This is a genomic window from Bartonella sp. PS17NMGDW (genome assembly GCF_042193555.1).
Lineage (GTDB): Bacteria > Pseudomonadota > Alphaproteobacteria > Rhizobiales > Rhizobiaceae > Bartonella > Bartonella grahamii.
Genome location: NZ_JBHILY010000008.1, coordinates 59,467 through 82,119 on the forward strand (window position 1 = coordinate 59,467; position 22,653 = coordinate 82,119).

19 protein-coding genes, 3 tRNA genes and 1 pseudogene are annotated in these 22,653 nt (G+C 38.0%); 2 read left to right on the forward strand and 21 right to left on the reverse strand.

The features are described from left to right. Positions 1–5: 5 nt before the first annotated feature. The 21 genes and pseudogenes from ACFIJK_RS06670 to ACFIJK_RS06770 all read right to left on the reverse strand — a co-directional run bounded on the left by ACFIJK_RS06670 (position 6) and on the right by ACFIJK_RS06770 (position 21,412). On the reverse strand, positions 6–293 hold the full coding sequence (locus ACFIJK_RS06670; protein ID WP_375627300.1) for a succinate dehydrogenase assembly factor 2: 288 nt from the start codon (positions 291–293) through the stop codon (positions 6–8). A gap of 66 nt (positions 294–359) precedes the next feature. Next, complete coding sequence (locus ACFIJK_RS06675; RefSeq protein ID WP_375627301.1) at positions 360–1,040, reverse strand: ABC transporter ATP-binding protein; 681 nt, start codon at positions 1,038–1,040, stop codon at positions 360–362. Continuing rightward, complete coding sequence (locus ACFIJK_RS06680) at positions 1,040–2,308, reverse strand: lipoprotein-releasing ABC transporter permease subunit (protein WP_375625897.1); 1,269 nt, start codon at positions 2,306–2,308, stop codon at positions 1,040–1,042. Before ACFIJK_RS06680 ends, ACFIJK_RS06675 begins: the two co-directional genes overlap by 1 nt. Before the next feature lie 11 nt (positions 2,309–2,319). Continuing rightward, entirely contained in the window at positions 2,320–3,645 is a 1,326-nt protein-coding gene (gene proS, locus ACFIJK_RS06685; protein ID WP_375627302.1) for a proline--tRNA ligase, read from the reverse strand. Positions 3,646–3,847: 202 nt separating this feature from the next. After that, on the reverse strand, positions 3,848–5,524 hold the full coding sequence (locus ACFIJK_RS06690; protein ID WP_375627303.1) for a ribonuclease J: 1,677 nt from the start codon (positions 5,522–5,524) through the stop codon (positions 3,848–3,850). Positions 5,525–5,570: 46 nt separating this feature from the next. Next, the gene (locus tag ACFIJK_RS06695) at positions 5,571–6,380 is read right to left on the reverse strand and encodes a biotin--[acetyl-CoA-carboxylase] ligase (protein WP_375627304.1); all 810 of its coding nucleotides are present in this window, start codon (positions 6,378–6,380) and stop codon (positions 5,571–5,573) included. Continuing rightward, positions 6,380–7,834, reverse strand: a complete 1,455-nt coding sequence (gene nuoN / locus ACFIJK_RS06700; RefSeq protein ID WP_375627305.1) for an NADH-quinone oxidoreductase subunit NuoN — start codon at positions 7,832–7,834, stop codon at positions 6,380–6,382. Before nuoN ends, ACFIJK_RS06695 begins: the two co-directional genes overlap by 1 nt. Positions 7,835–7,851: 17 nt before the next feature. Beyond that, the gene (locus ACFIJK_RS06705) at positions 7,852–9,321 is read right to left on the reverse strand and encodes an NADH-quinone oxidoreductase subunit M (RefSeq protein ID WP_375627306.1); all 1,470 of its coding nucleotides are present in this window, start codon (positions 9,319–9,321) and stop codon (positions 7,852–7,854) included. After that, on the reverse strand, positions 9,321–11,285 hold the full coding sequence (gene nuoL / locus ACFIJK_RS06710) for an NADH-quinone oxidoreductase subunit L (protein ID WP_375627307.1): 1,965 nt from the start codon (positions 11,283–11,285) through the stop codon (positions 9,321–9,323). Before nuoL ends, ACFIJK_RS06705 begins: the two co-directional genes overlap by 1 nt. A 6-nt stretch (positions 11,286–11,291) precedes the next feature. Next, a complete protein-coding gene (nuoK, locus tag ACFIJK_RS06715) occupies positions 11,292–11,600 on the reverse strand; it encodes an NADH-quinone oxidoreductase subunit NuoK (RefSeq protein ID WP_015856359.1) in 309 nt (102 codons plus the stop codon). 14 nt (positions 11,601–11,614) lie between these two features. Then, positions 11,615–12,235, reverse strand: a complete 621-nt coding sequence (locus ACFIJK_RS06720) for an NADH-quinone oxidoreductase subunit J (protein WP_273723185.1) — start codon at positions 12,233–12,235, stop codon at positions 11,615–11,617. Between the two features lie 93 nt (positions 12,236–12,328). Beyond that, positions 12,329–12,820, reverse strand: a complete 492-nt coding sequence (nuoI, locus tag ACFIJK_RS06725) for an NADH-quinone oxidoreductase subunit NuoI (protein WP_273723184.1) — start codon at positions 12,818–12,820, stop codon at positions 12,329–12,331. A 14-nt stretch (positions 12,821–12,834) separates the two neighbouring features. Beyond that, positions 12,835–13,881 (reverse strand): NADH-quinone oxidoreductase subunit NuoH, encoded by a 1,047-nt coding sequence (nuoH, locus tag ACFIJK_RS06730; RefSeq protein ID WP_375625919.1) that lies wholly within the window; start codon positions 13,879–13,881, stop codon positions 12,835–12,837. A gap of 21 nt (positions 13,882–13,902) precedes the next feature. After that, entirely contained in the window at positions 13,903–15,972 is a 2,070-nt protein-coding gene (gene nuoG, locus ACFIJK_RS06735; protein WP_375627312.1) for an NADH-quinone oxidoreductase subunit NuoG, read from the reverse strand. A 63-nt stretch (positions 15,973–16,035) separates the two neighbouring features. Continuing rightward, positions 16,036–17,343 (reverse strand): NADH-quinone oxidoreductase subunit NuoF, encoded by a 1,308-nt coding sequence (nuoF, locus tag ACFIJK_RS06740; protein WP_375627308.1) that lies wholly within the window; start codon positions 17,341–17,343, stop codon positions 16,036–16,038. A 146-nt stretch (positions 17,344–17,489) separates the two neighbouring features. Beyond that, a pseudogene (gene nuoE, locus ACFIJK_RS06745) lies at positions 17,490–18,162 on the reverse strand (NADH-quinone oxidoreductase subunit NuoE). After that, the gene (locus ACFIJK_RS06750) at positions 18,162–19,352 is read right to left on the reverse strand and encodes an NADH-quinone oxidoreductase subunit D (protein WP_375625911.1); all 1,191 of its coding nucleotides are present in this window, start codon (positions 19,350–19,352) and stop codon (positions 18,162–18,164) included. Before ACFIJK_RS06750 ends, nuoE begins: the two are co-directional and overlap by 1 nt. A gap of 121 nt (positions 19,353–19,473) precedes the next feature. Then, positions 19,474–20,085, reverse strand: coding sequence for an NADH-quinone oxidoreductase subunit C (locus ACFIJK_RS06755; protein WP_375627309.1), 612 nt, complete (start codon positions 20,083–20,085; stop codon positions 19,474–19,476). A gap of 14 nt (positions 20,086–20,099) precedes the next feature. Beyond that, a complete protein-coding gene (locus tag ACFIJK_RS06760) occupies positions 20,100–20,681 on the reverse strand; it encodes an NADH-quinone oxidoreductase subunit B family protein (protein ID WP_273723174.1) in 582 nt (193 codons plus the stop codon). Beyond that, positions 20,672–21,037 carry an NADH-quinone oxidoreductase subunit A gene (locus tag ACFIJK_RS06765; RefSeq protein WP_005773599.1) on the reverse strand — a complete coding sequence of 122 codons (366 nt, stop codon included), beginning with the start codon at positions 21,035–21,037 and terminating at the stop codon, positions 20,672–20,674. The genes ACFIJK_RS06760 and ACFIJK_RS06765 overlap by 10 nt, the downstream gene beginning before the upstream one ends. Before the next feature lie 298 nt (positions 21,038–21,335). After that, positions 21,336–21,412: transfer RNA gene (locus tag ACFIJK_RS06770), tRNA-Asp, on the reverse strand. A 174-nt stretch (positions 21,413–21,586) separates the two neighbouring features. On the opposite strand from ACFIJK_RS06770, the gene ACFIJK_RS06775 reads away from it, so the two are divergent. Together ACFIJK_RS06775 and ACFIJK_RS06780 are read left to right on the forward strand one after the other, a co-directional pair. Further along, positions 21,587–21,662, forward strand: a tRNA-Val gene (locus tag ACFIJK_RS06775). A gap of 697 nt (positions 21,663–22,359) precedes the next feature. Beyond that, a tRNA-Ser gene (locus tag ACFIJK_RS06780) sits at positions 22,360–22,449 on the forward strand. Positions 22,450–22,653: the final 204 nt, after the last annotated feature.

The following is a 22,653-nucleotide window of genomic DNA, read 5'->3' on the forward strand; positions in this document are numbered from 1 at the left end:
CGGGATTAATAACTTAAGCAAGTACGATAATTGGCAATATCACGAAAAAGTGGACTATCAACTTCAGAGGGTGGCGAAACTTCTCCAGTAATCCATGTGAGTAAATCACGATCATCAAAAGACATAATATATTCAAGTTCAGAGAGCGTTTTATCATTCATTTCAGTAATATGAGTATCGACATAATGTCCAAAAATGAGATCCATTTCACGAATACCGCGATGCCATGCACGAAAAATCAATCGACGACGACGCACATCTAATTGATTTTTGTCAACGACAAAAACTGTCATAAAAAATCTCCTTGAATAAAGTAATATAAACTATTCAATTAGTCGTATAAAATTTGTACCTTGCTTTTAAGGAAGTTCTATAATCTTTTGTTCTTTAAGTGTAATTCGACGATGCATTTGCTTAGCCAAAGCGTAATTATGTGTTGCAATAAGAGCAGAAAGACCCGACTGGCGAACAAGGATAGATAAAGCTTGAAAAACATAAGCTGAAGTTACGGGATCAAGATTTCCTGTAGGTTCATCAGCCAAAAGAACCGAAGGGCCATTTGCTACTGCACGTGCAATAGCAACACGTTGTTGTTCTCCTCCCGATAACTCTGAGGGACGATGGTTAGCACGATGAGAAACACGCAGATACGTCAATAATTTGCGCGCACGATCTTCTGCTATGGATTTTTTTAATCCTGCTATCATTTGCGGTATCATAACATTTTCTAACGCCGTAAACTCTGGAAGTAAATGATGAAATTGATAAACAAAACCAATATCATTTCGTCTTATAGCTGTTCGCTCACTATCAGAGCGCTTTGCACAAGAAATACCCCGTAACATCACATCACCAGCTGTTGGTTTTTCTAATAATCCAGCAATATGAAGAAGTGTTGATTTTCCAGCACCAGATGGTGCAACAAGTGCAACAAGCTCTCCACGATTAAGAATAAAATTCGCTTTATCTAAAACAATAAGCGGCTTATGACTCTCGAAAAAGTGTCTTTCAATCTCTACAAGCTCTAAAATAGCTGTCATTATTCATACCTCAAAGCTTGTACGGGATCTAGCTTAGCAGCACGCCATGCCGGAATGAGAGCAGCAAGAAACGACAAAAATAAAGCCATCATAGCAACCAAGATGGTCTGTTTCCACTCAATTTGTGCAGGCAATTTTGTTAAAAAATAAAGTTGAGGATTAAAAACGTCGACATTAAATAACCAAGATATAAAGTCTTGGATATGATTAATATTAGCGGTCGCGATAACACCTAAAACTAAACCCAATATAGTTCCAATAAAACCAATCATCATTCCTGTAATGATAAATATACGCAAAATCGCACTCTGCTGAGCCCCCATCGTGCGTAAAATCGCAATATCATGACTTTTATCTTTTACAAGCATAATCAGCCCTGAAATAATATTTAAAGCAGCAACAAGAACGATCAGAGAAAGAATGAAAAACATAACATTTCGTTCAATCTGTAAGGCTGAAAAAAAAGCCTGATTGCGTGTACGCCAATCAATTAAATAGACCTGTTGATCAACTGTTTTTTCTACAATAGGTTTTATTTGATCAACAGCATCAGGATCATTTAGAAATAATTCTAAAGACTGAACCTTATCTCCCAAATTAAAAAATATTTGTGCTTCATGGAGAGGCATAAAGATAAATATTGAATCATATTCAGACATACCAACTTCAAAAATAGCAACGACTTTATAAGCTTTCACACGTGGGGTAACGCCAAAAGGAGTCTCATCACCATCTGGAGTAATAATACGAATATCTCTTCCAACTGTCAGTCCCAATTTTTCTGCTAAGCCACTTCCAATTGCAACACCTTCTTCTTCATCAAACCGAGAAATCGATCCTAATTTAATGTTTTGAGAGACTGTTTTAAGCTTTTCTAGATCTTGTTTGCGCATACCACGAACTAATGCGCCAGAGCCACCTTGAACTTCACCTTGAACAAGCGCTTGACCTTCAATAACAGGCAAAGCAAACTTCACACCATTTGTAGATTCTAAAGAAGAAATAAGAGTCTTATAATCAGAAAAACCAGAATCAACAGTTTGAACAATAAGATGCCCATTCATACCAAGAATACGATTGAGAAGTTCTGTACGAAAGCCATTCATCACCGCCATAACAACAACCAGAGCAAATACGCCCAACATAATCCCAATAAGAGAAATAATTGAAATAACAGATGCAACGACATGTTTTTTATTGGGAATCATATAACGAAAAGCGATCATCCACTCATAAGATGAAAACCATTTGTCTTTCAGCCTCTTCATAACATTTCCTATTAATTTATAGAAAGTTGGCTGAGTACATCTTCAACCTTTAGAGATTTTTTTACACCTGTTTTTCGATCTTTAATTTCAACTTCATTTTGTGCAATGCTGTTAGGACCAACAATGATTTGCGTTGGCAAACCAATCAAATCCATTGTTGCAAATTTTGATCCAGGACGTTCATTTCTATCATCTAATAATGGATCAAAACCAGCCTCCTTTAATCCCTGATAGAGAAACTCACATGTCTTTGTGCATTTTTCATCATCGGATTTCATATTGATAATTCCAAAATCAAACGGTGCCATCGACTTTGGCCAAATAATACCATTTTCATCATGAGAAGCCTCTATAGCGGCCGCAACAAGACGCGAAGGTCCAATACCATAAGATCCCATAGAGACTACATGCTCTTTTCCATCTTGTCCCATAACTTTTGCTCCCATTGGAGCAGAATATTTCGTGCCAAAGTGGAAAATATGCCCGACTTCAATACCACGCGCTGAAAGACGATTATGATCAGAAATTTTAGCCCACTCCTCTTCATTATGCATTTCTTCCGTCGCTGCATAAAAAGATGTCCATTGTTTAACAATATCATCCAAAACAGCTTTATCACTAAAATCGATTGAACTATCAGGAACAGTAAGTTCAAGAAATTGTTTATCACAGAAGATAGCGCTCTCTCCCGTTTCAGCCAAAATGATAAATTCATGACTGAGTTCCCCCCCTATTGGACCTGTATCTGCACGCATAGGAATTGCTTTTAAACCAAGACGAGAAAAAGTGCGTAAATAAGCAACAAACATACGATTATAAGATGTTTTAGAACCTTCATAATCAAGATCAAAAGAATAAGCATCTTTCATTAAAAATTCTCGTGCCCGCATCACACCAAAACGTGGGCGAATTTCATCACGAAATTTCCATTGAATATGATATAAATTAAGTGGAAGATCTTTATAAGAACGAACATATGAGCGAAAAATATCTGTTACCATCTCTTCATTGGTTGGACCATAAAGTAAATCACGCTTTTGGCGATCTTTAATGCGAAGCATTTCCAAACCATAATCATCATAACGACCGCTTTCACGCCAAAGATCAGCAGATTGAATTGTAGGCATCAATATTTCTATTGCACCCGCACGTTCTTGCTCTTCACGAATAATTTTACAAACTTTATCAAGCACTTTTTTTCCTAAGGGAAGCCAAGAATAAATTCCTGATGTTTGTTGGCGAATCATACCGGCACGCAACATGAGCCGATGAGAAACAATCTCTGCTTCCTTAGGATTCTCTTTTAAAAGTGAAAGGAAATATTGAGTAAGACGCATTAAATAACTAACTCCTAATCACACCTATCATATCGGAACAATTTATCACACCCTCTATTCATCTATAGCCGCATTCTGAATACTTGCAAATATAACGATCTTACTATTTAAAAATTTACCAGGCTTTATTCTTTATTTTTCTTATTTAGCAATAAAATAAAAATGCTCTTCTCTTTTTAAATAACGTAATATGAAAGCTCTTTTATTTTGACCGATGTAAAAAAACTGTACAGATAGGTTTTTTTTGCCAAATTTCATGAACAGCCGCCCTCACAGCACGTCGTGTTGCCTCTCGAATAAGTTCATTATTTTTCTGTTTCATGCGTGGGATATTATAAACTGTATTTTCTATAATATCTAAAAGAATATCTTTTAAACTTTCTCCCTTTCCATTACTTTCAGGTAACCCGAATGTTGTTAGACCTATATCCCCTAATAATTCATGCTTACTATTTATATGGAGAGAAATAGTAACATGACCAGCATAACTTAGTTTGCGACGTTCACGAATCCCTAGTTCATTTTCATCTCCAATTAGGCAACCATCCTTATAGATGCGGCCAACAGGAACTTGATCAACAACTTCTACAGGCTCCGGTGCAAAACGTAACATATGTCCATTTCTGATATCTGTAACAATTTTAATACCCGCTTGACGCGCTAAAGTTGCCTGAGCCTTAAGATGCATTGCTTCCCCATGTACAGGAACAAGTATCTGTGGCTTTACCCAATCATACATCTGTAAAAGTTCTGAACGACGGGGATGACCGGAAACATGAACAAGTGCATCTTCATTCGTGATAATTTCAATACCCAAATCAATGAAACGATTTTGTACCTCAATAATCGCTTTTTCGTTTCCTGGAATACTTCGTGATGAATAAATAACGGTATCACCAGCAGAAAGTGTAATATTTCTCATTCCATCACGTGACAGTTTAGCCAAAGCAGCACATGGCTCACCTTGGCTCCCTGTGACAATTAAAACAAGATCTTTTCGCGAAATGTAACCATAATCATCTTCCGTTACAAATGGTGCTAAACCATTCATATAACCAAGCTCTTGTGCAACCATAATACTTCGCTTAAGGGAACGCCCAATGACAAGCACCTTACGTCCAGCAGCTTCAGCTGCAAGAGCAATAGAACGTATCCGACCAATATTAGAAGAAAAAGTTGCTATTGCAACGCGCCCTTCAGCTTTGGAAATAATCTCAGAAAGACTGGCTTGAACCTGCTGCTCTGATGGAGATATACCATCCCGACACGCATTTGTAGAATCACAAAGTAATGCTAAAACACCTTTTTTTCCTAACGCACGAAATCTTTTTTCATCCGTCACAGCCCCAAGTGAAGGAGTATGATCAATTTTCCAATCACCAGTATGAATCACAGTCCCCAAAGAGGTTGTAATTGCTAAAGATACAGATTCTGGTATTGAATGGTTAACAGCTATAGCCTCTACAGTAAAGGAACCTACCTGAAAACAATCACCAGCTTGAAAAATATTGAGTAAATTTTTTTGAGATTCAAAATCTAATTGTTTTTTAGTTTCCAATAATCCTGCTGTAAAAGGCGTACAGTAAATTGGAACTTGTAGCTTTGGCCATAAATCAAGAACGGCCCCATAATGATCTTCATGTGCATGTGTTAAAACAAGACCCCGTATATTATGTTTTTCACTTTCTAGAAAACGAATATCAGGAAAAACAAGGTCGACTCCTGGTAATTCAGAACCAGCAAAACTAATTCCCATATCAACCAGCAGCCATTCACGAAGATGTTGGGGACCAAATCCGTAAGCAGCTAAATTCATCCCTATTTCACCTACCCCCCCCAGAGGTAAAAAAACAAACTCATTCTTATTAGCTGCAACCATAAACATCTCCCAAAATCATTAAGGTATCTGATGGTAAAATAATTTTTTAATAACAACCTGCATTAATAGAAGCAGCCGAACCAAAATGAATATCTCCAGCTGTTATAATGGCTGTCTGACCATTTTTTTGCTTTATGATGCAGTTAAAATCACTATCAAGACCATCAAAAACACCCTCAATGACTTTTTCATCATTCACCACTTTGACATGTTTCCCAAGGTGAGCAGAATATAAAAGCCATTTTTTTCGGATTATTTCACATCCTTTTGGTTGTTTCCAAAGAAGGTAATTTCTAGAAAAACACTCCGTCAAAACCGTAAATAATTGTTCTGCTTCAATATGCAAACCGATATTCTTTAAGCTTGAAGTGGGATAAGGTGCATCTTCATAATTATATTTCACATTTATTCCAATACCAATAACCAATGCATATTGTTGTGATGACAACTTTAAAATCTCAAGCAAAACTCCTGAGCTTTTAGCTCCTTGTAACAAAATATCATTTGGCCATTTTAAACTCACAATATTGTTTGTCTGATTTTCATCTTTTATCAATTGTTTTATTGCCTCTACCACACTTATTCCAGCAACAAAACCAAGTTGAGCTGCAGTTTGATGAACAATATCATCAATTAATAAAAGACTAGAATAAAGGTTCCCTTTGGGACTAGACCAAGTCCTCCCTCTTCTTGCTCTTCCCTGTGATTGTTCTTGTGCAACAATCCAAAGATTACCTTGATGACCAGTTTGCGCTTTTCGTTGCGCAGTGAGATTTGTTGAGTCAACACTATCGTACGCTTCAATAGTGTATCCTTGTTCTTGAGCAAAATCTGATAAAATATAAACCATATTCATTAAAACAATGCAGCTGCTGCTTTTTCTGCTAATTCAGCAAACCAAACTCCAAAAAGTGTATAAAATAAAATAAACAATGCAGAAAGACCAAGACAAAATTGAAGCTCATTCGATAAAACAACAAAATGCGCTTTTGCGTCATCAAACCACATAATTTTAATGACTCGTAAATAGTAAAAAGCTCCAACGACAGACGCTATCATCCCAACGACTGCAAGTGGCGTCAGACCAGCATGGACAGCAGCAGAAAATGTATACCACTTCCCAAAAAAACCAGCCATAGGTGGTACACTGGCTAACGAGAAAAGCTGTATTGTCATAACAATAGCCATAAACGGATTTGTCTTTGCTAACCCTGAAAGATCATAAATATTTTCAACATTGCCATTCTGAGAGCGCATTCCAAGAATAAAAGCAAATGAGCCAATCGTCATTCCAAGATAAATCGTCATATAAAGAATAACACTTTTTATTCCTAGCATATCTCCAGCAGATAAACCAACAAGTGCATAGCCCATATGACTGATCGACGAATAAGCCATTAAGCGCTTAATGTTATTTTGACCAATTGCAGCAAATGCACCAAGTATCATTGATGCAATCGCCATGAAGACCAAAATTTGTTGCCATGCAGGCATCACATTATCAACACGCCCTAGGGGAATAAAGGTCATCACAATAATACGGATGATTAAAGCCATTGCAGCAACTTTAGGGGCACCAGCAAAAAATGCCGTAATCGGTGTTGGCGCTCCTTCATAAACATCAGGTGTCCACATATGAAATGGAACAGCAGAAATTTTGAAAGCCAAACCAGCTAAAATAAAAACAATTCCAAAAATGACCCCCAATTGTAAATTTTTACCTTTTAAAGCAAGAGCAATTTCGTGAAAACCAATTTGACCGGTAAAACCATAAAGTAAAGAAATACCATAAAGCAGCAATCCTGAAGATAATGCTCCTAAAACAAAGTATTTTATACCAGCTTCAGAAGATTTTACATTATTACGATTAATCGCTGCTAAAACATATAAAGCTAAAGATTGCAGTTCTAACCCCATATAAAGCGACAGCATATTACCAGCTGAAATCATAAACATCATTCCAAGGGTTGCTAAAAGAACAAGCACTGGAAATTCAAATATATTAAACTTTTGTGCATTGGCAAAACCAACAGACATGATAAGAGAAAAGAGTGCACCAATAAGCATTAAAATTTTCATATAACGACTAAAGGAATCGATAACGAGCGCATTGGTTTGAAATGAACCATTTTTCGGAAAAACTATAAGAATAATAATAGTTGCCACAAGAAGTGCCATGGCTAAACCTGTCACTGTTAAAGAAGCACGTGTATTGGAATAAACACCAAACATAAGCAACACGACAGCTCCTAATGCGATTAAAAGCTCCGGAAGAATTAAGACTAATTGCGCTATTATTTCAGTTTGCATGTGCATTCTTCCCTTATCTAGTGCAGTTTATTGATGAGGGTTTCTACGGAAAACGCCGTTGCTTTAAGAATAGGCGTTGGATAGATACCAAAGAATATTGTAAGAACAACCATTGGATAAAGGATGAATTTTTCTCTTAAAGAAAGATCTATTAATACTTTTAAATTCTCTTTATCCAAGGAACCAAAAACCACACGCCTATAAAGATAAAGGGCATAGGCTGCCGATAAGATAACACCTGTTGTTGCTAAAACAACAACCAATTTATTTACTTGAAAAACACCTATTAAGGTTAAAAATTCACCCAAAAATCCTGAGCTTCCAGGCAAACCAACATTTGCCATAGTAAAAATTAAGAAAACAACAGCATATTTAGGCATATTATTCACTAAACCACCAAACGCTGAAATTTCACGTGTATGCAAGCGATCATAGATAACCCCAACACAAAGAAACAACGCTGCTGAAACAATTCCATGGGATAGCATCTGATAAATAGCCCCTTGTATCCCTTGTTCATTCGCAGAAAAAATGCCCATTGTCACATACCCCATATGAGCTATTGAAGAATAAGCAATAAGCTTTTTGATGTCATTTTGAACAAGTGCAACCAACGACGTATAAATAATAGCGATAAGTGATAATGTGAAAATCAAAGGTGCAAAATCTGCTGAAGCGATAGGAAACATAGGCAAAGAAAAACGAAGAAAACCATACCCACCTAATTTGAGTAAGACACCAGCTAAAATAACGGAACCCGCTGTCGGTGCTTCCACGTGAGCATCAGGAAGCCATGTATGAACCGGCCACATTGGCATTTTAACTGCGAAAGAAGCAAAAAATGCAAGCCATAACCATATTTGCATATGAGCAGGAAACTGGTAATTGAGTAAAGTTGGTATATCAAGTGTCCCAGCCTCCCAATACATAGCCATAAGAGCAACCAGCATAAGCACTGAACCAAGTAAAGTATATAAGAAAAACTTTATACTTGCATAAACACGACGTGCTCCACCCCATACACCTATAATGATAAACATTGGAATAAGGCTGCCTTCAAAAAAAACATAGAATAGCATTGCATCAAGAGCACAAAAAACGCCAATAATCGCAACTTCTAGAAGAAGAAATGCAATCATATAAGCCTTTAATCTCTCTTTAACATTTTCCCAACTTGCTAAAATACAAAAAGGCAAAAGAAAAGCCGAGAGAACAACAAAAAGAATAGAAATACCATCAACCCCCATATGATAGCTAATGCCCCCCCCTAACCAACTGGACTTTTCAACCATTTGAAAATTTGGGTTGCTAGAATCAAATCCTATCCAAATAATTAAAGAAATAATAAAAACAAATAGAGTCGTAAAAAATGCGACATTACGTATATTATGGCGTGCTACTTCACTATCATCTTTGATAAACAAAATCAGAAGCACACCAACAAGTGGCAAAAATGTAACCGTAGAAAGAATAGGCCAATCGGTCATTAGTTTACGCCCCCGATCATCATCCATGTAATGAGTAATGCAACGCCGATAAGCATTGCAAATGCATAGTGGTAAAGATAGCCTGTTTGCAATCGAACAATTCTATTTGTAATATCAACAACACGCGCTGCGATACCATTAGGACCTAGACCATCAATAATTTTACCGTCTCCCACTTTCCAAAGAAAAGAACCAATTCTAAAGGTAGGACGAACAAACAAAAAGTTATATAATTGATCGAAATACCATTTTTGGTAAAGAAAATTATATGCTCTTGGCATAATACGAACCATTTTCTTAGGAAGAGATGGAATAGAAACATAAAATAAATAAGCTAAAATAAACCCAAGAACCATCGCTATAAATGGCGACCATTTTACCCAATTAAAAACATGGTGGGAATCATGAAGAATGTGATTGTGGCTGCTTGTAAATAATGCTCCCTTCCAAAAAGCATTATACAAGTCACCAAAAAAGTAAGGTTGGAAAACGACACCAGAAAATATTGCTCCAATAGATAAAAGAAAGAGTGGAATCAACATAACTGGAGGCGATTCATGAACATGATGCATAACATCAACTGTTGCCCGTGGTTTACCATGGAATGTCATAAAGATAAGCCGCCATGAATAGAAACTTGTTAAAAAGGCAGCAAAAACAAGAAGATAAAAAGCATATCCTGAAGCAATATTATGGGATGCAAAAGCAGACTCTATAATCGCATCTTTCGAGAAAAAACCTGCAGTCCCGAAAAGTGTTCCTGGAATCCCAACACCGGTCAATGCAATGGTCCCGACCATCATCATCCAATAGGTGACCTTTATATGTTTGCGTAACCCACCCATTTTTCGCATATCTTGTTCATCAGATACAGCATGAATCACAGAACCTGCACCAAGAAACAATAAGGCTTTAAAAAAAGCATGCGTAAAAAGATGAAAGACAGCAGCGCCATAAGCTCCAACACCTAATGCCACAAACATATAACCAAGTTGAGAGCATGTAGAATAAGCAATAACACGCTTAATATCATTCTGCACCAACCCCACAGTTGCTGCAAAAAACGCTGTTGTTGCACCAACAATAATAATCACGGTCAAAGCAGTCGAAGAAAGTTCAAAAATTGGCGACATACGCGCAACCATAAAAACACCAGCCGTTACCATTGTAGCGGCATGAATAAGCGCTGATACAGGGGTTGGCCCTTCCATTGCATCAGGCAGCCAAGTATGTAAAAGAAATTGTGCTGATTTTCCCATCGCACCAATAAATAATAAAAGACATGTAATGGTAATTGCCGTCTGCCCATCAAATTGCCAACCTAAAAATGTCATATTTTGTATAAAGCTATTGTTTGCAGCTTTTGCAAAAATAGAGGCAAAATCAACCGATTGGAATAAAACAAAAATACTAAAGATTCCTAAGAGAAAACCAAAGTCTCCAACACGATTGACCACAAAAGCTTTCATTGCAGCCTTATTAGCAGAATCGCGCTGAAACCAAAAACCAATGAGTAAATAAGAAGCAAGTCCTACACCTTCCCATCCAAAAAACATCTGAATCAAATTATTGGAGGTCACCAACATAAGCATCATAAATGTAAACAAAGAAAGATAAGAAAAAAAACGAGACCTTGAAGGATCATGGTGCATATAACCAATTGAATAAATATGCACCAATGCCGAAACACTGTTCACAACAATAAGCATGACAGCTGTTAATGCATCAACATGTAAAGCCCAGTTAAAGCTTAAGTCAGCAACAGTCATCCAATGTAATACCAATACGTCAATCTTTGGAATATGACCAAGTGCAATACTGAAAAATGCTATCCACGATAATATGGCAACAACAACCATAAAGCTACATGTTATCAATTCACTCGCACGATCTCCTATCGTTTTTCCACCCAGTGCAGCAATTAAAAAACCCAAAAGCGGAAGAAAGACAATCGTATAATACATCACTGGTTAGCCTTTCATTACATTAACATCTTCAACCGCAATGGAACCACGATTACGGAAAAAAACGACCAGAATTGCTAAACCAATGGCAGCTTCAGCAGCTGCTACGGTTAAGACAAATAAAGCGAATATCTGACCAACGAGATCATGAAGAAATGCTGAAAACGCAACAAAATTGAGATTAACTGAAAGCAATATAAGCTCAATGGACATCAAGATAATAATCACGTTTTTTCTGTTGAGAAAAATTCCAGCAATACCAATTGTAAACATCAAAGCAGAAACAGTGAGATAATGTGTAATATCAATATACATCTACATAGCCCCCCTTACATACCTTTACCTGATTCAACTTGTTTGATTTCAATGGCACTTTCTACCGTTCTAGAAACTTGCTCCGCAATAGATTGCCGCTTTACTCCTAATTTATGACGAAGTGTTAAAACAATAGCCCCAATCATTGCAACCAATAAAATCATTCCAGCAATTTGAAAATAGAAAACATAATCCGTATAGAGAATATCTCCTAATGCTTGTGTATTTGTTCGCTGCGCTAAATCTGGCATTGGTTGCGTAACATGTGTTCTCAAAACTGGAGAAAAATAGCTACTCACAAAAACAACAATCAATTCTACAGCGATAATAACACCAATAAGAGCTCCAATAGGAGCATACCGAAGAGTTCCACTCTTTAACTCAGCAAAATCAACGTCAAGCATCATAACGACAAACAAAAATAAAACAGCGACAGCTCCTACATACACAACAAGCAGAATAAGCCCTAAAAATTCTGCTCCTGCAAGCAAAAATAAAGCTGCTGCATTAAAAAATGCGAGAATTAAAAACAAAACAGAATGCACTGGATTGCGTGCTGTAATAACAATAACTGCACTTGTTAGCATAATAAAAGCAAACAAATAGAAAAATGCCGCCGCTAGATCTGTTAGCATAGGCTTCTCCTTAATTATTCAAACAATTGGTATAAACTTCATACCAGATTACAATTTATCGGAAAATATCCGACACCTCATTTAACGATACACTTAGCGATAAGGCGCATCCATCAATATATTGCGAGCAATTTCTCGCTCCCAGCGATCTCCATTTAATAAAAGCTTTTCTTTATCATAATAAAGTTCTTCACGTGTTTCCGTCGCAAACTCAAAATTTGGACCTTCGACAATAGCTTCAACCGGACAAGCCTCTTGACAAAAACCGCAGTAGATACATTTAACCATATCGATATCATAACGAACAGTTCTACGCGTACCATCATTGCGCCGTGGTCCAGCTTCAATTGTAATCGCTTGAGCAGGACAAATTGCTTCACATAATTTACAAGCAATACACCTTTCTTCACCATTTGGATAGCGACGCAATGCATGCTCACCGCGAAAACGCTGAGATACAAAGCCTTTTTCATAAGGATAATTAATCGTGGGCTTTGGTGAAAAAAATTGACGCATGGCTAAGAAAAAAGCACTCACAAATTCCAATAGAAGAAGTGACTTTGCCGCCTGAATAAAACCTGACATCGTAAAATCTCCTCTTAAACGAAATCCGTAAACTTTAAAAAAGCAGCAGTTATCACAACCATTGCTAGTGAGAGAGGAAGAAAAACCTTCCAACCAAGCCGCATGAGCTGATCATAGCGATAACGTGGAACAAATGCTTTAACCATAGCAAACCAAAAAAATACAAAACAGACTTTTAAAATAAACCAAATGATACCAGGAACCCAATTAAGCCACCAAACATCTAAAGGTGGCAGCCAACCGCCTAAAAATAGAATAGTTGTTAATGCGCACATTAAAACAATCGCAACATATTCACCAAGAAAGAAAAGCATGTAAGGCGTTGAAGAATATTCTACCATATGACCAGCTACAAGTTCAGATTCTGCTTCCACCAAATCGAATGGAGGACGGTTTGTCTCTGCAAGCGCAGAAATAAAAAATATAATAAACATTGGAAAAAGGACCAACCAATTCCAATCGAGAAAGCTGTTAAAAGGAAGACCAAGAGTTGTACCAATTCCAGAACTTTGTTTATGAACAATTGTTGTGAGATCCAACGAACCACTTATTAAAATGACAGTCACAAGCACAAAACCAATGGAAACTTCATAAGAAACCATTTGTGCCGCCGAACGAAGGGCTCCTAAGAAAGGATATTTTGAATTCGATGCCCATCCCCCCATAATGACACCATAAACCTCAAGAGATGAAATGGCTAAGATATAAAGCAAGCCAACATTAATCTTCGCAACCTCCCAGCCCTCATTGACAGGAATAACAGCCCAAGTTGATAAAGCAAGTGTCGCTGAAACAAAAGGAGCCAAAAGAAAAACACCCTTATTTGCACCTGCAGGGATAATAGGCTCCTTAACAACAAATTTAATTAAATCTGCAAAAGACTGTAACAAACCCCATGGACCAACAACATTTGGTCCACGACGCAATTGCACCGCTGCCCAAATCTTTCTATCTGCGTAAAGAAGATAAGCAACTAAGATCAAAAGAACGACCAAAAGAAGAAGTGTTTTTCCAACTATAATCAGTAATGGCAACAGCCAAGTCATAAAGAAATCATACATCATTATTCCTTTTCCTTTGCCTTACTTTATAGTTTGCGTAGCACGATTTTTTGCAAGAGATGAACATTCAGCCATAACAGCAGAAGCACGTGCTATCGGATTTGTTAAATAAAAGTCTTTAACCATAGAAGTAAAGGTGTGACTCTCTAGAGAAACCATTTTTGAACCAAGCGCCTTAAGACCACTTATATCAGAAGGTACTATATCATCAACAGCACAAAGGTGTGGATAATCATTAAACAAGCATTGTCTTAATTGAGAAAGAGAATCAAAAGGGAGCCTTTGTCCTAAAATATCCGATAAAGCACGCAAAATAGCCCAATCTTCTTTTGCTTCACCTGGAGCAAAACCAGCCCGATTTGTCATTTGGACACGTCCTTCTGTATTCACATAAAGCCCTGATTTTTCAGTGTAAGCAGATGCAGGCAAAATAACATCAGCAGCATGTGCACCATTATCACCATGGCTACCAATATAAACTGTAAAAGCTTTTGTATTGGCTAATTCTACTTCATCAGCACCAAGTAAAAATAAAACTTCACAGGTTTTAAGAATATTTGCAACCCCAAGCTTAGAAGTAAAGCCTATGTCCAATCCTCCAACAATCGATGCTGCATTATGAAGAATCCCAAACCCATTCCATTCTTCACTAAGAGCACCAATATTGTCAGCTAATTTAGCAAGACTTTTTAAAACAGATAAACCTTCATTTCCTGAAACAGCTCCCTCTCCGATAAGAATAAGGGGCCTCTTCGCTTCTTTTAAGACATTTAAAAAAACATCCTCTCCACGAATAAGTGTCGTTAATGTATCACTCCCAGATCCAAGATAAGAATAAGGATAACGTAAATCGACTTTCTCTCCAATTAATGCAATAGGAAAATTTCCCATCCGTTGGCGCTTTAAAATACGCGCATTTAAAACAGCCGCTTCATGACGTGGATTAGATCCCACAATAAGCAGTGCATCAGCCTGTTCAATACCTGCAATTGTAGGATTAAAAATATAACTCGAACGCCCAAACTCAGGCGATAAAGCCCCCCCTCTTTGGCGACAATCAAAAAGCGTTGAGCCCAAAGAACTCAATAATGCTTTAAGGGCATACATTTCCTCAACAGACGCAAGATCTCCAGCAATCGCTCCAATTTTTTCTGGCAAGGTTTTAGAAACCACCATTTTAATTTTTGCAAAAGCTTCTGTCCAACTGACAGGCTGAAGCTTTCCATCTTTGCGTACATATGGCCTATCAAGCCGCTGAGTGCGCAATCCATCCCAAATAAAACGCGTTTTATCAGAGATCCATTCCTCATTTACATCTTCATTCGTACGCGGCATAATCCGCATAACCTCACGGCCACGGCTATCAATACGGATCGCACTACCAAGCGCATCCATCACATCAATTGATTCCGTTTTTACCAATTCCCACGGACGAGCATGAAACGCATAAGGTTTTGAAGTTAAAGCTCCCACCGGACAAAGATCAATAACGTTTCCCTGTAATTCAGATGTCATAGCTTTTTCAAGATATGTCGTAATTTCAGCATCTTCGCCGCGACCGATCAAACCAAGCTCAGAAATACCTGCGACTTCTGTTGTAAATCGAACACAGCGTGTGCAATGGATACACCGTGTCATAACTGTCTTCACAAGTGGCCCAATATATTTATCTTCTACAGCACGCTTATTTTCACTATAACGAGAACAATCACGCCCATAAAGCATTGCTTGATCTTGAAGATCGCATTCTCCCCCTTGATCACACACAGGACAATCCAAAGGATGATTAATGAGAAGAAATTCCATAACACCTTCACGTGCTTTTTTTACCATCGCCGTATTGGTAAAAATCTCAGGTGCTTCACCGTTAGGCCCCAATCGTAAATCACGAACCCCCATAGCACAAGAAGCCTGAGGTTTCGGAGGACCACCCTTAACCTCAACCAAACACATACGACAATTTCCAGCAATTGACAAAGATTCATGAAAACAAAAACGTGGAATTTCTGCCCCAGCCGCCTCAGCAGCCTGAAGCAACGTGTAGTAATCAGGAACTTCAATCTCTTTGCCATCAATTTTGATATTTATCATCACCCATCCAACCTGCGGATAACCCACTTAAAATTTGCATTCGGCTGCTCTTTAAAAAATCTTCTATCCTACAGCTTCTAAAGCAATATTTTTGCTTTGGACTACATTTCGCGTGTATTCATCAATTCTACGCTCGATTTCCGGACGAAAATTACGTATCAACCCCTGTACAGGCCATGCGGCAGCATCACCAAGCGCACAAATAGTGTGTCCTTCAACCTGTTTCGACACTTCAAACAAAAGATCAATCTCGCGTTTTTGCGCTCTTCCCTCAACCATACGCCCTAAAAGACGCATCATCCACCCCGTCCCCTCACGACACGGTGTACACTGACCACAACTCTCGTGCTTGAAAAAAGCAGCTATACGCCAAATTGCCTTGATAATATCGGTTGATTTATCCATAACAATCATTCCCCCCGTGCCAAAAGAAGACCCAACATCTCGCATCCCATCAAAATCCATGATTGCATCGATCATATCCTCACCACGGACAACTGGACAAGAAGCTCCCCCTGGAATAACTGCTAAAAGATTATTCCATCCACCACGAACACCACCCGTATGTTTTTCAATTAATTCACGGAATGAAACACCAAGAGCGTCTTCAAATGTACAAGGTGCATTAACATGCCCTGAAACCATAAATAATTTCGTTCCAACATTATTTGCTCGTCCGATTGATGAAAACCACGAAGCACCCCGCCGCAAAATCGTTGGAACTACAGCAATGGACTCTACATTATTTACTGTTGTTGGACAGCCATAAATCCCCATATTGGCAGGAAATGGTGGTTTAAGCCGAGGTTGTCCCTTTTTCCCCTCAAGACTTTCAAGAAGAGCTGTTTCTTCACCACAAATATAAGCACCAGCTCCATGATGAATAACAATATCACAAGCATGCCCATATTTCGTTTTTTTGCCAAGTAAACCTGCATCATAGCATTCATCAACGGCAGCTTGAAGCGCTTCACGTTCACGGATATATTCACCACGAATATAAATAAAAGCAACATTGGCTCCCATAGCAAAAGTAGCAATTGCACATCCTTCAATCAAAGTATGGGGGTCATGACGTAAAATATCACGGTCTTTACAAGTTCCAGGTTCAGATTCATCGGCATTGACAACCAAATAATGAGGACGCCCATCATTCTGCTTTGGCATAAAGGACCACTTCATTCCGGTAGGAAAACCAGCACCACCACGACCGCGTAAACCCGATGCCTTCACCTCATCAATGATCCAATCACGACCTTTGTCAATCATCTCTTTCAGACCATTCCAATGCCCACGCAACATCGCAGCCTTTAATGATTTGTCTTTTAAACCATAAATATTGGTGAAGATACGATCTTTATCAGCTAGCATACCCCACCTTTTTTTCTATTACCCATAGCATTTTCCGCTTTTCCTCAAATGCAATTTTTAAATATCTTTTCAAAACTTCTTACTTTTCATTAAATGTTGCCATCATGGGTAGAATAATAAAATATTTTCTCAAGAAAAATACTTAATTATGTTCCCACTCTTTCCTTATCCTTTTTGGGTGAAGACTTAAGAGATCTTTTTTTCCTTCTCATCATCAATAAGAGAAGTTAAACCACTAATCGGTTCCGACGACTTACGGCTACTTTGCGGACCAACCGTTATCTCAGAACCTTTCCCAGCTTCAAATGCATCAATAATTTCTTCAAGACGCTCAGCTGTAAGATCTTCATAAGTATCTTTAAAAATCATAACCATCGGAGCATTCACACAAGCACCAAGACATTCTACCTCTTCCCATGATAAGGTTCCATCCTGATTGGTAACAAAAGGTTCATGATGAATTTTTTTCTGACAAACTTTAATCAATTCACCAGATCCACGTAACATACAAGGGGTTGTACCACAAACTTGAATATGCGCTTTTGTTCCAACAGGCTTAAGCTGAAACTGAGTGTAAAAAGTTGCAACTTCCAGAACACGAATATAAGCCATAGAAAGAATCTGAGCAATATGCTCAATCGCGGCACGTGTCACCCAACCATCTTGCTCTTGAGCACGCATTAATAACGGAATTACAGCAGACTGCTCACGCCCTACAGGATATTTCTCTATAGTATTTTTTACCCATATCTGATTTTCTTTTGTAAAAGAAAACTCAGCGGGCTGATAAACTTCATCTGCAAGACGGCGTACGGACATTAGCGATCAACCTCCCCAAAAACAATATCAATCGAACCCAAAATAGCTGTAGCATCCGCCAGCATATGACCTCTGGTTAAAAAATCCATAGCTTGGAGATGCGCAAACCCAGGAGCACGCAACTTGACACGATAAGGCTTATTGGTTCCATCAGAAACAAGATAAACACCAAACTCACCCTTCGGAGCTTCCACAGCAACATATACTTCTCCAGGAGGCGTATGAAAACCTTCCGTATAAAGCTTGAAATGATGAATTAGTGCTTCCATCGAACTTTTCATTTCACTCCGTTTCGGTGGTACAACTTTGCGATCCAAGCTCGAAACCGGTCCATTTTTTTCAGTACTCAGCAAACGCTCCACACATTGGCGCATAATTTTTGCTGATTGACGCATTTCTTCCATACGAATAAGATAGCGATCATAACAATCGCTATTCTTACCTACAGGAATATCAAATTCCATTTCATCGTAACATTCATAAGGCTGACTTTTACGTAAATCCCATGGAACACCAGCTCCACGAATCATAACCCCAGAAAAACCACGTGCCCAAGCTTCATCAATACTTACAACGCCAATATCCACATTACGCTGCTTAAAAATCCGATTCGGGGTCACAAGCGCATCAAGTTTTCCGAGAGAAACAAGAAATGGATCAATAAAATCACCAATATCTTCAACTAAAGATTCTGGTAAATCTTGATGCACGCCACCGGGACGAAAATAATTTGCATGAAGACGAGCGCCACAGGCACGCTCATAAAAAATCATCAATCTTTCACGCTGTTCAAATCCCCAAAGCGGTGGCGTTAAAGCACCAACATCCATTGCCTGTGTCGTTACATTAAGCAAATGATTAAGAATACGCCCAATTTCAGAAAACAAAACACGTATTAATTGCCCTCTTTTAGGAACTTTAATATCCAATAACTTTTCAACAGCAAGAACAAAAGCATGTTCCTGATTCATAGGAGCAACATAATCCAAACGATCTAGATAAGGAGCCGCTTGAAGATAAGTTTTTGTTTCCATTAATTTTTCGGTACCGCGATGCAATAGCCCAATATGTGGATCCACACGCTCAACAACTTCGCCGTCCAACTCCAAAACCATGCGCAAAACCCCATGCGCGGCAGGATGCTGCGGACCAAAATTGATATTAAAGTTTCGAACATTGACCTCAGCCACAATCAACCCCTTGCCTTTTAAAAAACTTCATATCAAATATCAAAAAAATCTATCATACTAAAAAATATTTAATTATTTAAGAAACACAGTACTCTAATATAATGCCTTATCAAAACCAATATTATTTTTTTTCATCCGCTTTTCCATCACATGGCAAAGTATACTGGCCCCCTTCCCAAGGAGAAAGAAAATCAAAATTACGCATCTCTTGGCGCAAAACAACAGGTTCATAAATCACCCTCTTTGCTTCATTATCATAACGACATTCAACAAATCCTGTCACAGGAAAGTCTTTGCGTAAAGGATATCCTTCAAACCCATAATCTGTTAAAATTCGTCTCAAATCCGGATGTCCTGAAAATAAAATCCCATACATATCATACGTTTCACGTTCATACCACTCTGCGCCAGGATAAACCGTACAAGCTGAAGCAACAGGAGTATTTTCATCCGTACGAACTTTTACACGTAAGCGTAAATTCTCACGAGGAGATAACAATTGGTAAGAAACATCAAAGCGCTTATCGCGAGAAGGATAATCCACACCACTAATGTCTGTGAGATTAATAAATTGACAGCGCGAATCATCACGAACAAACATTAAGACATCGATAATTGCATCAAGACGTGCCACAATGGTCAATTCACCAAAAGCAATAACAGTCTCTTCAAGCTTATTTTTTAACTTGTTTTCCAAATAAGCAGCAAGTTCAACCAAAGTTTCATCCATCATGACAAGAAAACTCTCTATCGCTCTATAGATCCGGTACGACGGATTTTTTTCTGTAGCAACAATATGCCGTATAATAATGCCTCTGCTGTAGGTGGACACCCTGGAACATATATATCGACAGGCACGATACGATCACATCCACGCACCACTGAATAGGAATAATGATAATATCCCCCACCGTTTGCACATGATCCCATAGAAATCACATAACGCGGCTCTGGCATCTGATCGTACACTTTTCTTAAAGCAGGAGCCATCTTATTTGTTAGAGTACCTGCCACCACCATTACATCTGACTGACGGGGTGAAGCTCGTGGTGCATAGCCAAAACGCTCATTATCATAATGAGGCATTGAGCATTGCATCATTTCGATAGCACAACAAGCCAAACCAAAACTCATCCACATTAAAGAACCGGTGCGAGCCCAAGTAATCAAAGCATCTGCCGAGGTAACTAAAAAACCCTTATCTGATAATTCAGCATTAATATCACGAAAAAACTTATCATCAGATCCTATCAGCCCACCAGTATTTGGATCAATGATTCCTTTTGGTTTTGGAGCTGCAATCGTTGAATTATTAGATCTTAATTCCATTCCAGGGCTCCTTTTTTCCATTCATATATAAATCCAATAGTCAAAATCGCTAAAAACACAATCATCGACCAAAAGCCAAACATACCTATCGATTCGAATGAAACAGCCCAAGGAAAAAGAAAAGCAACTTCAAGATCAAAAATAATAAATAAAATTGATACCAAATAGAAACGAATATCAAACTTCATGCGTGCATCACTAAATGAATTAAACCCACATTCATAAGCCGATAACTTTTCAGGATCGGGGGAACGATATGCTACAATGTAAGGTGTAATCAACAAAACTCCAGCAATAACCGCTGACACAATAATGAAAATCAAGACTGGCAAATAAGAGCTCAATAAATAAGCCATAACCCTCTTCCATCGTAACGAAACACCTGAGTTTAACACAATGATTCAATATTGCGAAACCAAACAGACAAATTTAACAATCGCTCTATTAACTCTATTCATACTGCTTCAAAGGCATACAGAGCGATACTTTTCTTATCGGCATAGGTAACGCAGAGCAAAGAAAGACGCAAGCCCTATTCTTATAAACCATATAAAAAGGAAGAAAAAACACATTTATCCCCCAATCGAATACTCCACCACCTCACTCATAGCATATGGACATTTTAAAAAGAAAATTTCATAAGGAATCATGAAATGGCGCGAGTGACGGGGCTCGAACCCGCGACCTCCGGCGTGACAGGCCAGCACTCTAACCAACTGAGCTACACCCGCGCATTTTTTTTCGAACCAATTTAATTTGGTACAAGCGGTCGTGTAAGGGGTTCATGCGTTTATGTCAAGAAGGATTATGCATTTTTAAAAAAAATTATCAAATACCATCTTTATCCTTGCGTTTAGAAAAATTTTTCCTTAAAGAGTCTCCATTCAATTGCTGGTCATTGCATTGGGCGATTAGCTCAGCTGGTAGAGCGCCTCGTTTACACCGAGGATGTCGGGAGTTCGAGTCTCTCATCGCCCACCATTTTATTTTGTAAATAAATTTTTGTTCTAAACATACTTATGAATGAATCGGCTTTAAAAACCTTGTCTATTAAAGTTTATGCTTTCTGCCTCTGCATAATTTAGCGTTTTTAAGTTCTATTCTTGAAAAACTATGCAATACCTTAACAAGCTATCTATTGATCTAAGCGTATTGTTCAATAATATTTTCTTCCGTTCCAACTAACTTTTTGCTTATCCCACAAAAAAAAGTATTATAAATACACCTAATTTCCAGTCATATCTGGAAGAGATTTTAAACTGTCGATGCAAATCTTACATAAAACTTTTCCAAATAGTGCAAACCAGCCATTCCCTCCAAGATACCCTTTAGACGCACTAGATATCTGAATAGAATAAATATCTGGAAAGATAAAATAATTCAAAAATACACGCCCGCAAAGAATTTAATATAATTTATCAAATATTTTCAACTGAACCTTTCTTATTATTACGAATATCGGTCGTTAAAACTTAAAAAAATATTGCTTTGTGAAAAATTTTTAAACAGAAAAAACGATCATGTTTAAAAATGAAACCGTTAGATAACACACTCAAAGAATTGACTTATGAAGAATTATTTTAATTGAAATTTAAATAGTTTTACAAAGAACGCTTTAAAATGCCCATTAAAATGATTGACCTTTTACAAGAAATTTGTCAAAAAGCATATCCAGTTTGGAGGGGTGGCCGAGCGGTTTAAGGCACCGGTCTTGAAAACCGGCGTGCAGGAGACTGTACCGTGGGTTCGAATCCCACCCCCTCCGCCACAGCACTTTTATGGTGCTATAACTGTAGCTTGCCAGCGGGTTTTGTATATTTTGCCACTAGGTTTTGTACCAATTTATTTTTTTTCAAAGAGTTTTAAAGTGGTTCTCAAAGGATCTTCAAAGACCTTTCAAAGATCATTTAAAGCCTCTTTTTCTTTTCTGCTCAAAATCACAATTTGAGATGATCAATCAAATTGACTGATA

Coding starts and splice junctions, on each gene's coding strand:
- ACFIJK_RS06670 (WP_375627300.1), bottom strand. CDS start 293: ATGACAGTTTTTGTCGTTGACAAAAATCAATTAGATGTGCGTCGTCGT.
- ACFIJK_RS06675 (WP_375627301.1), bottom strand. CDS start 1,040: ATGACAGCTATTTTAGAGCTTGTAGAGATTGAAAGACACTTTTTCGAG.
- ACFIJK_RS06680 (WP_375625897.1), bottom strand. CDS start 2,308: ATGAAGAGGCTGAAAGACAAATGGTTTTCATCTTATGAGTGGATGATC.
- proS (WP_375627302.1), bottom strand. CDS start 3,645: ATGCGTCTTACTCAATATTTCCTTTCACTTTTAAAAGAGAATCCTAAG.
- ACFIJK_RS06690 (WP_375627303.1), bottom strand. CDS start 5,524: ATGGTTGCAGCTAATAAGAATGAGTTTGTTTTTTTACCTCTGGGGGGG.
- ACFIJK_RS06695 (WP_375627304.1), bottom strand. CDS start 6,380: ATGAATATGGTTTATATTTTATCAGATTTTGCTCAAGAACAAGGATAC.
- nuoN (WP_375627305.1), bottom strand. CDS start 7,834: ATGCAAACTGAAATAATAGCGCAATTAGTCTTAATTCTTCCGGAGCTT.
- ACFIJK_RS06705 (WP_375627306.1), bottom strand. CDS start 9,321: ATGACCGATTGGCCTATTCTTTCTACGGTTACATTTTTGCCACTTGTT.
- nuoL (WP_375627307.1), bottom strand. CDS start 11,285: ATGTATTATACGATTGTCTTTCTTCCGCTTTTGGGTTTTTTAATTGCT.
- nuoK (WP_015856359.1), bottom strand. CDS start 11,600: ATGTATATTGATATTACACATTATCTCACTGTTTCTGCTTTGATGTTT.
- ACFIJK_RS06720 (WP_273723185.1), bottom strand. CDS start 12,235: ATGCTAACAGATCTAGCGGCGGCATTTTTCTATTTGTTTGCTTTTATT.
- nuoI (WP_273723184.1), bottom strand. CDS start 12,820: ATGTCAGGTTTTATTCAGGCGGCAAAGTCACTTCTTCTATTGGAATTT.
- nuoH (WP_375625919.1), bottom strand. CDS start 13,881: ATGTATGATTTCTTTATGACTTGGCTGTTGCCATTACTGATTATAGTT.
- nuoG (WP_375627312.1), bottom strand. CDS start 15,972: ATGATAAATATCAAAATTGATGGCAAAGAGATTGAAGTTCCTGATTAC.
- nuoF (WP_375627308.1), bottom strand. CDS start 17,343: ATGCTAGCTGATAAAGATCGTATCTTCACCAATATTTATGGTTTAAAA.
- ACFIJK_RS06755 (WP_375627309.1), bottom strand. CDS start 20,085: ATGATGGATGAAACTTTGGTTGAACTTGCTGCTTATTTGGAAAACAAG.
- ACFIJK_RS06760 (WP_273723174.1), bottom strand. CDS start 20,681: ATGGAATTAAGATCTAATAATTCAACGATTGCAGCTCCAAAACCAAAA.
- ACFIJK_RS06765 (WP_005773599.1), bottom strand. CDS start 21,037: ATGGCTTATTTATTGAGCTCTTATTTGCCAGTCTTGATTTTCATTATT.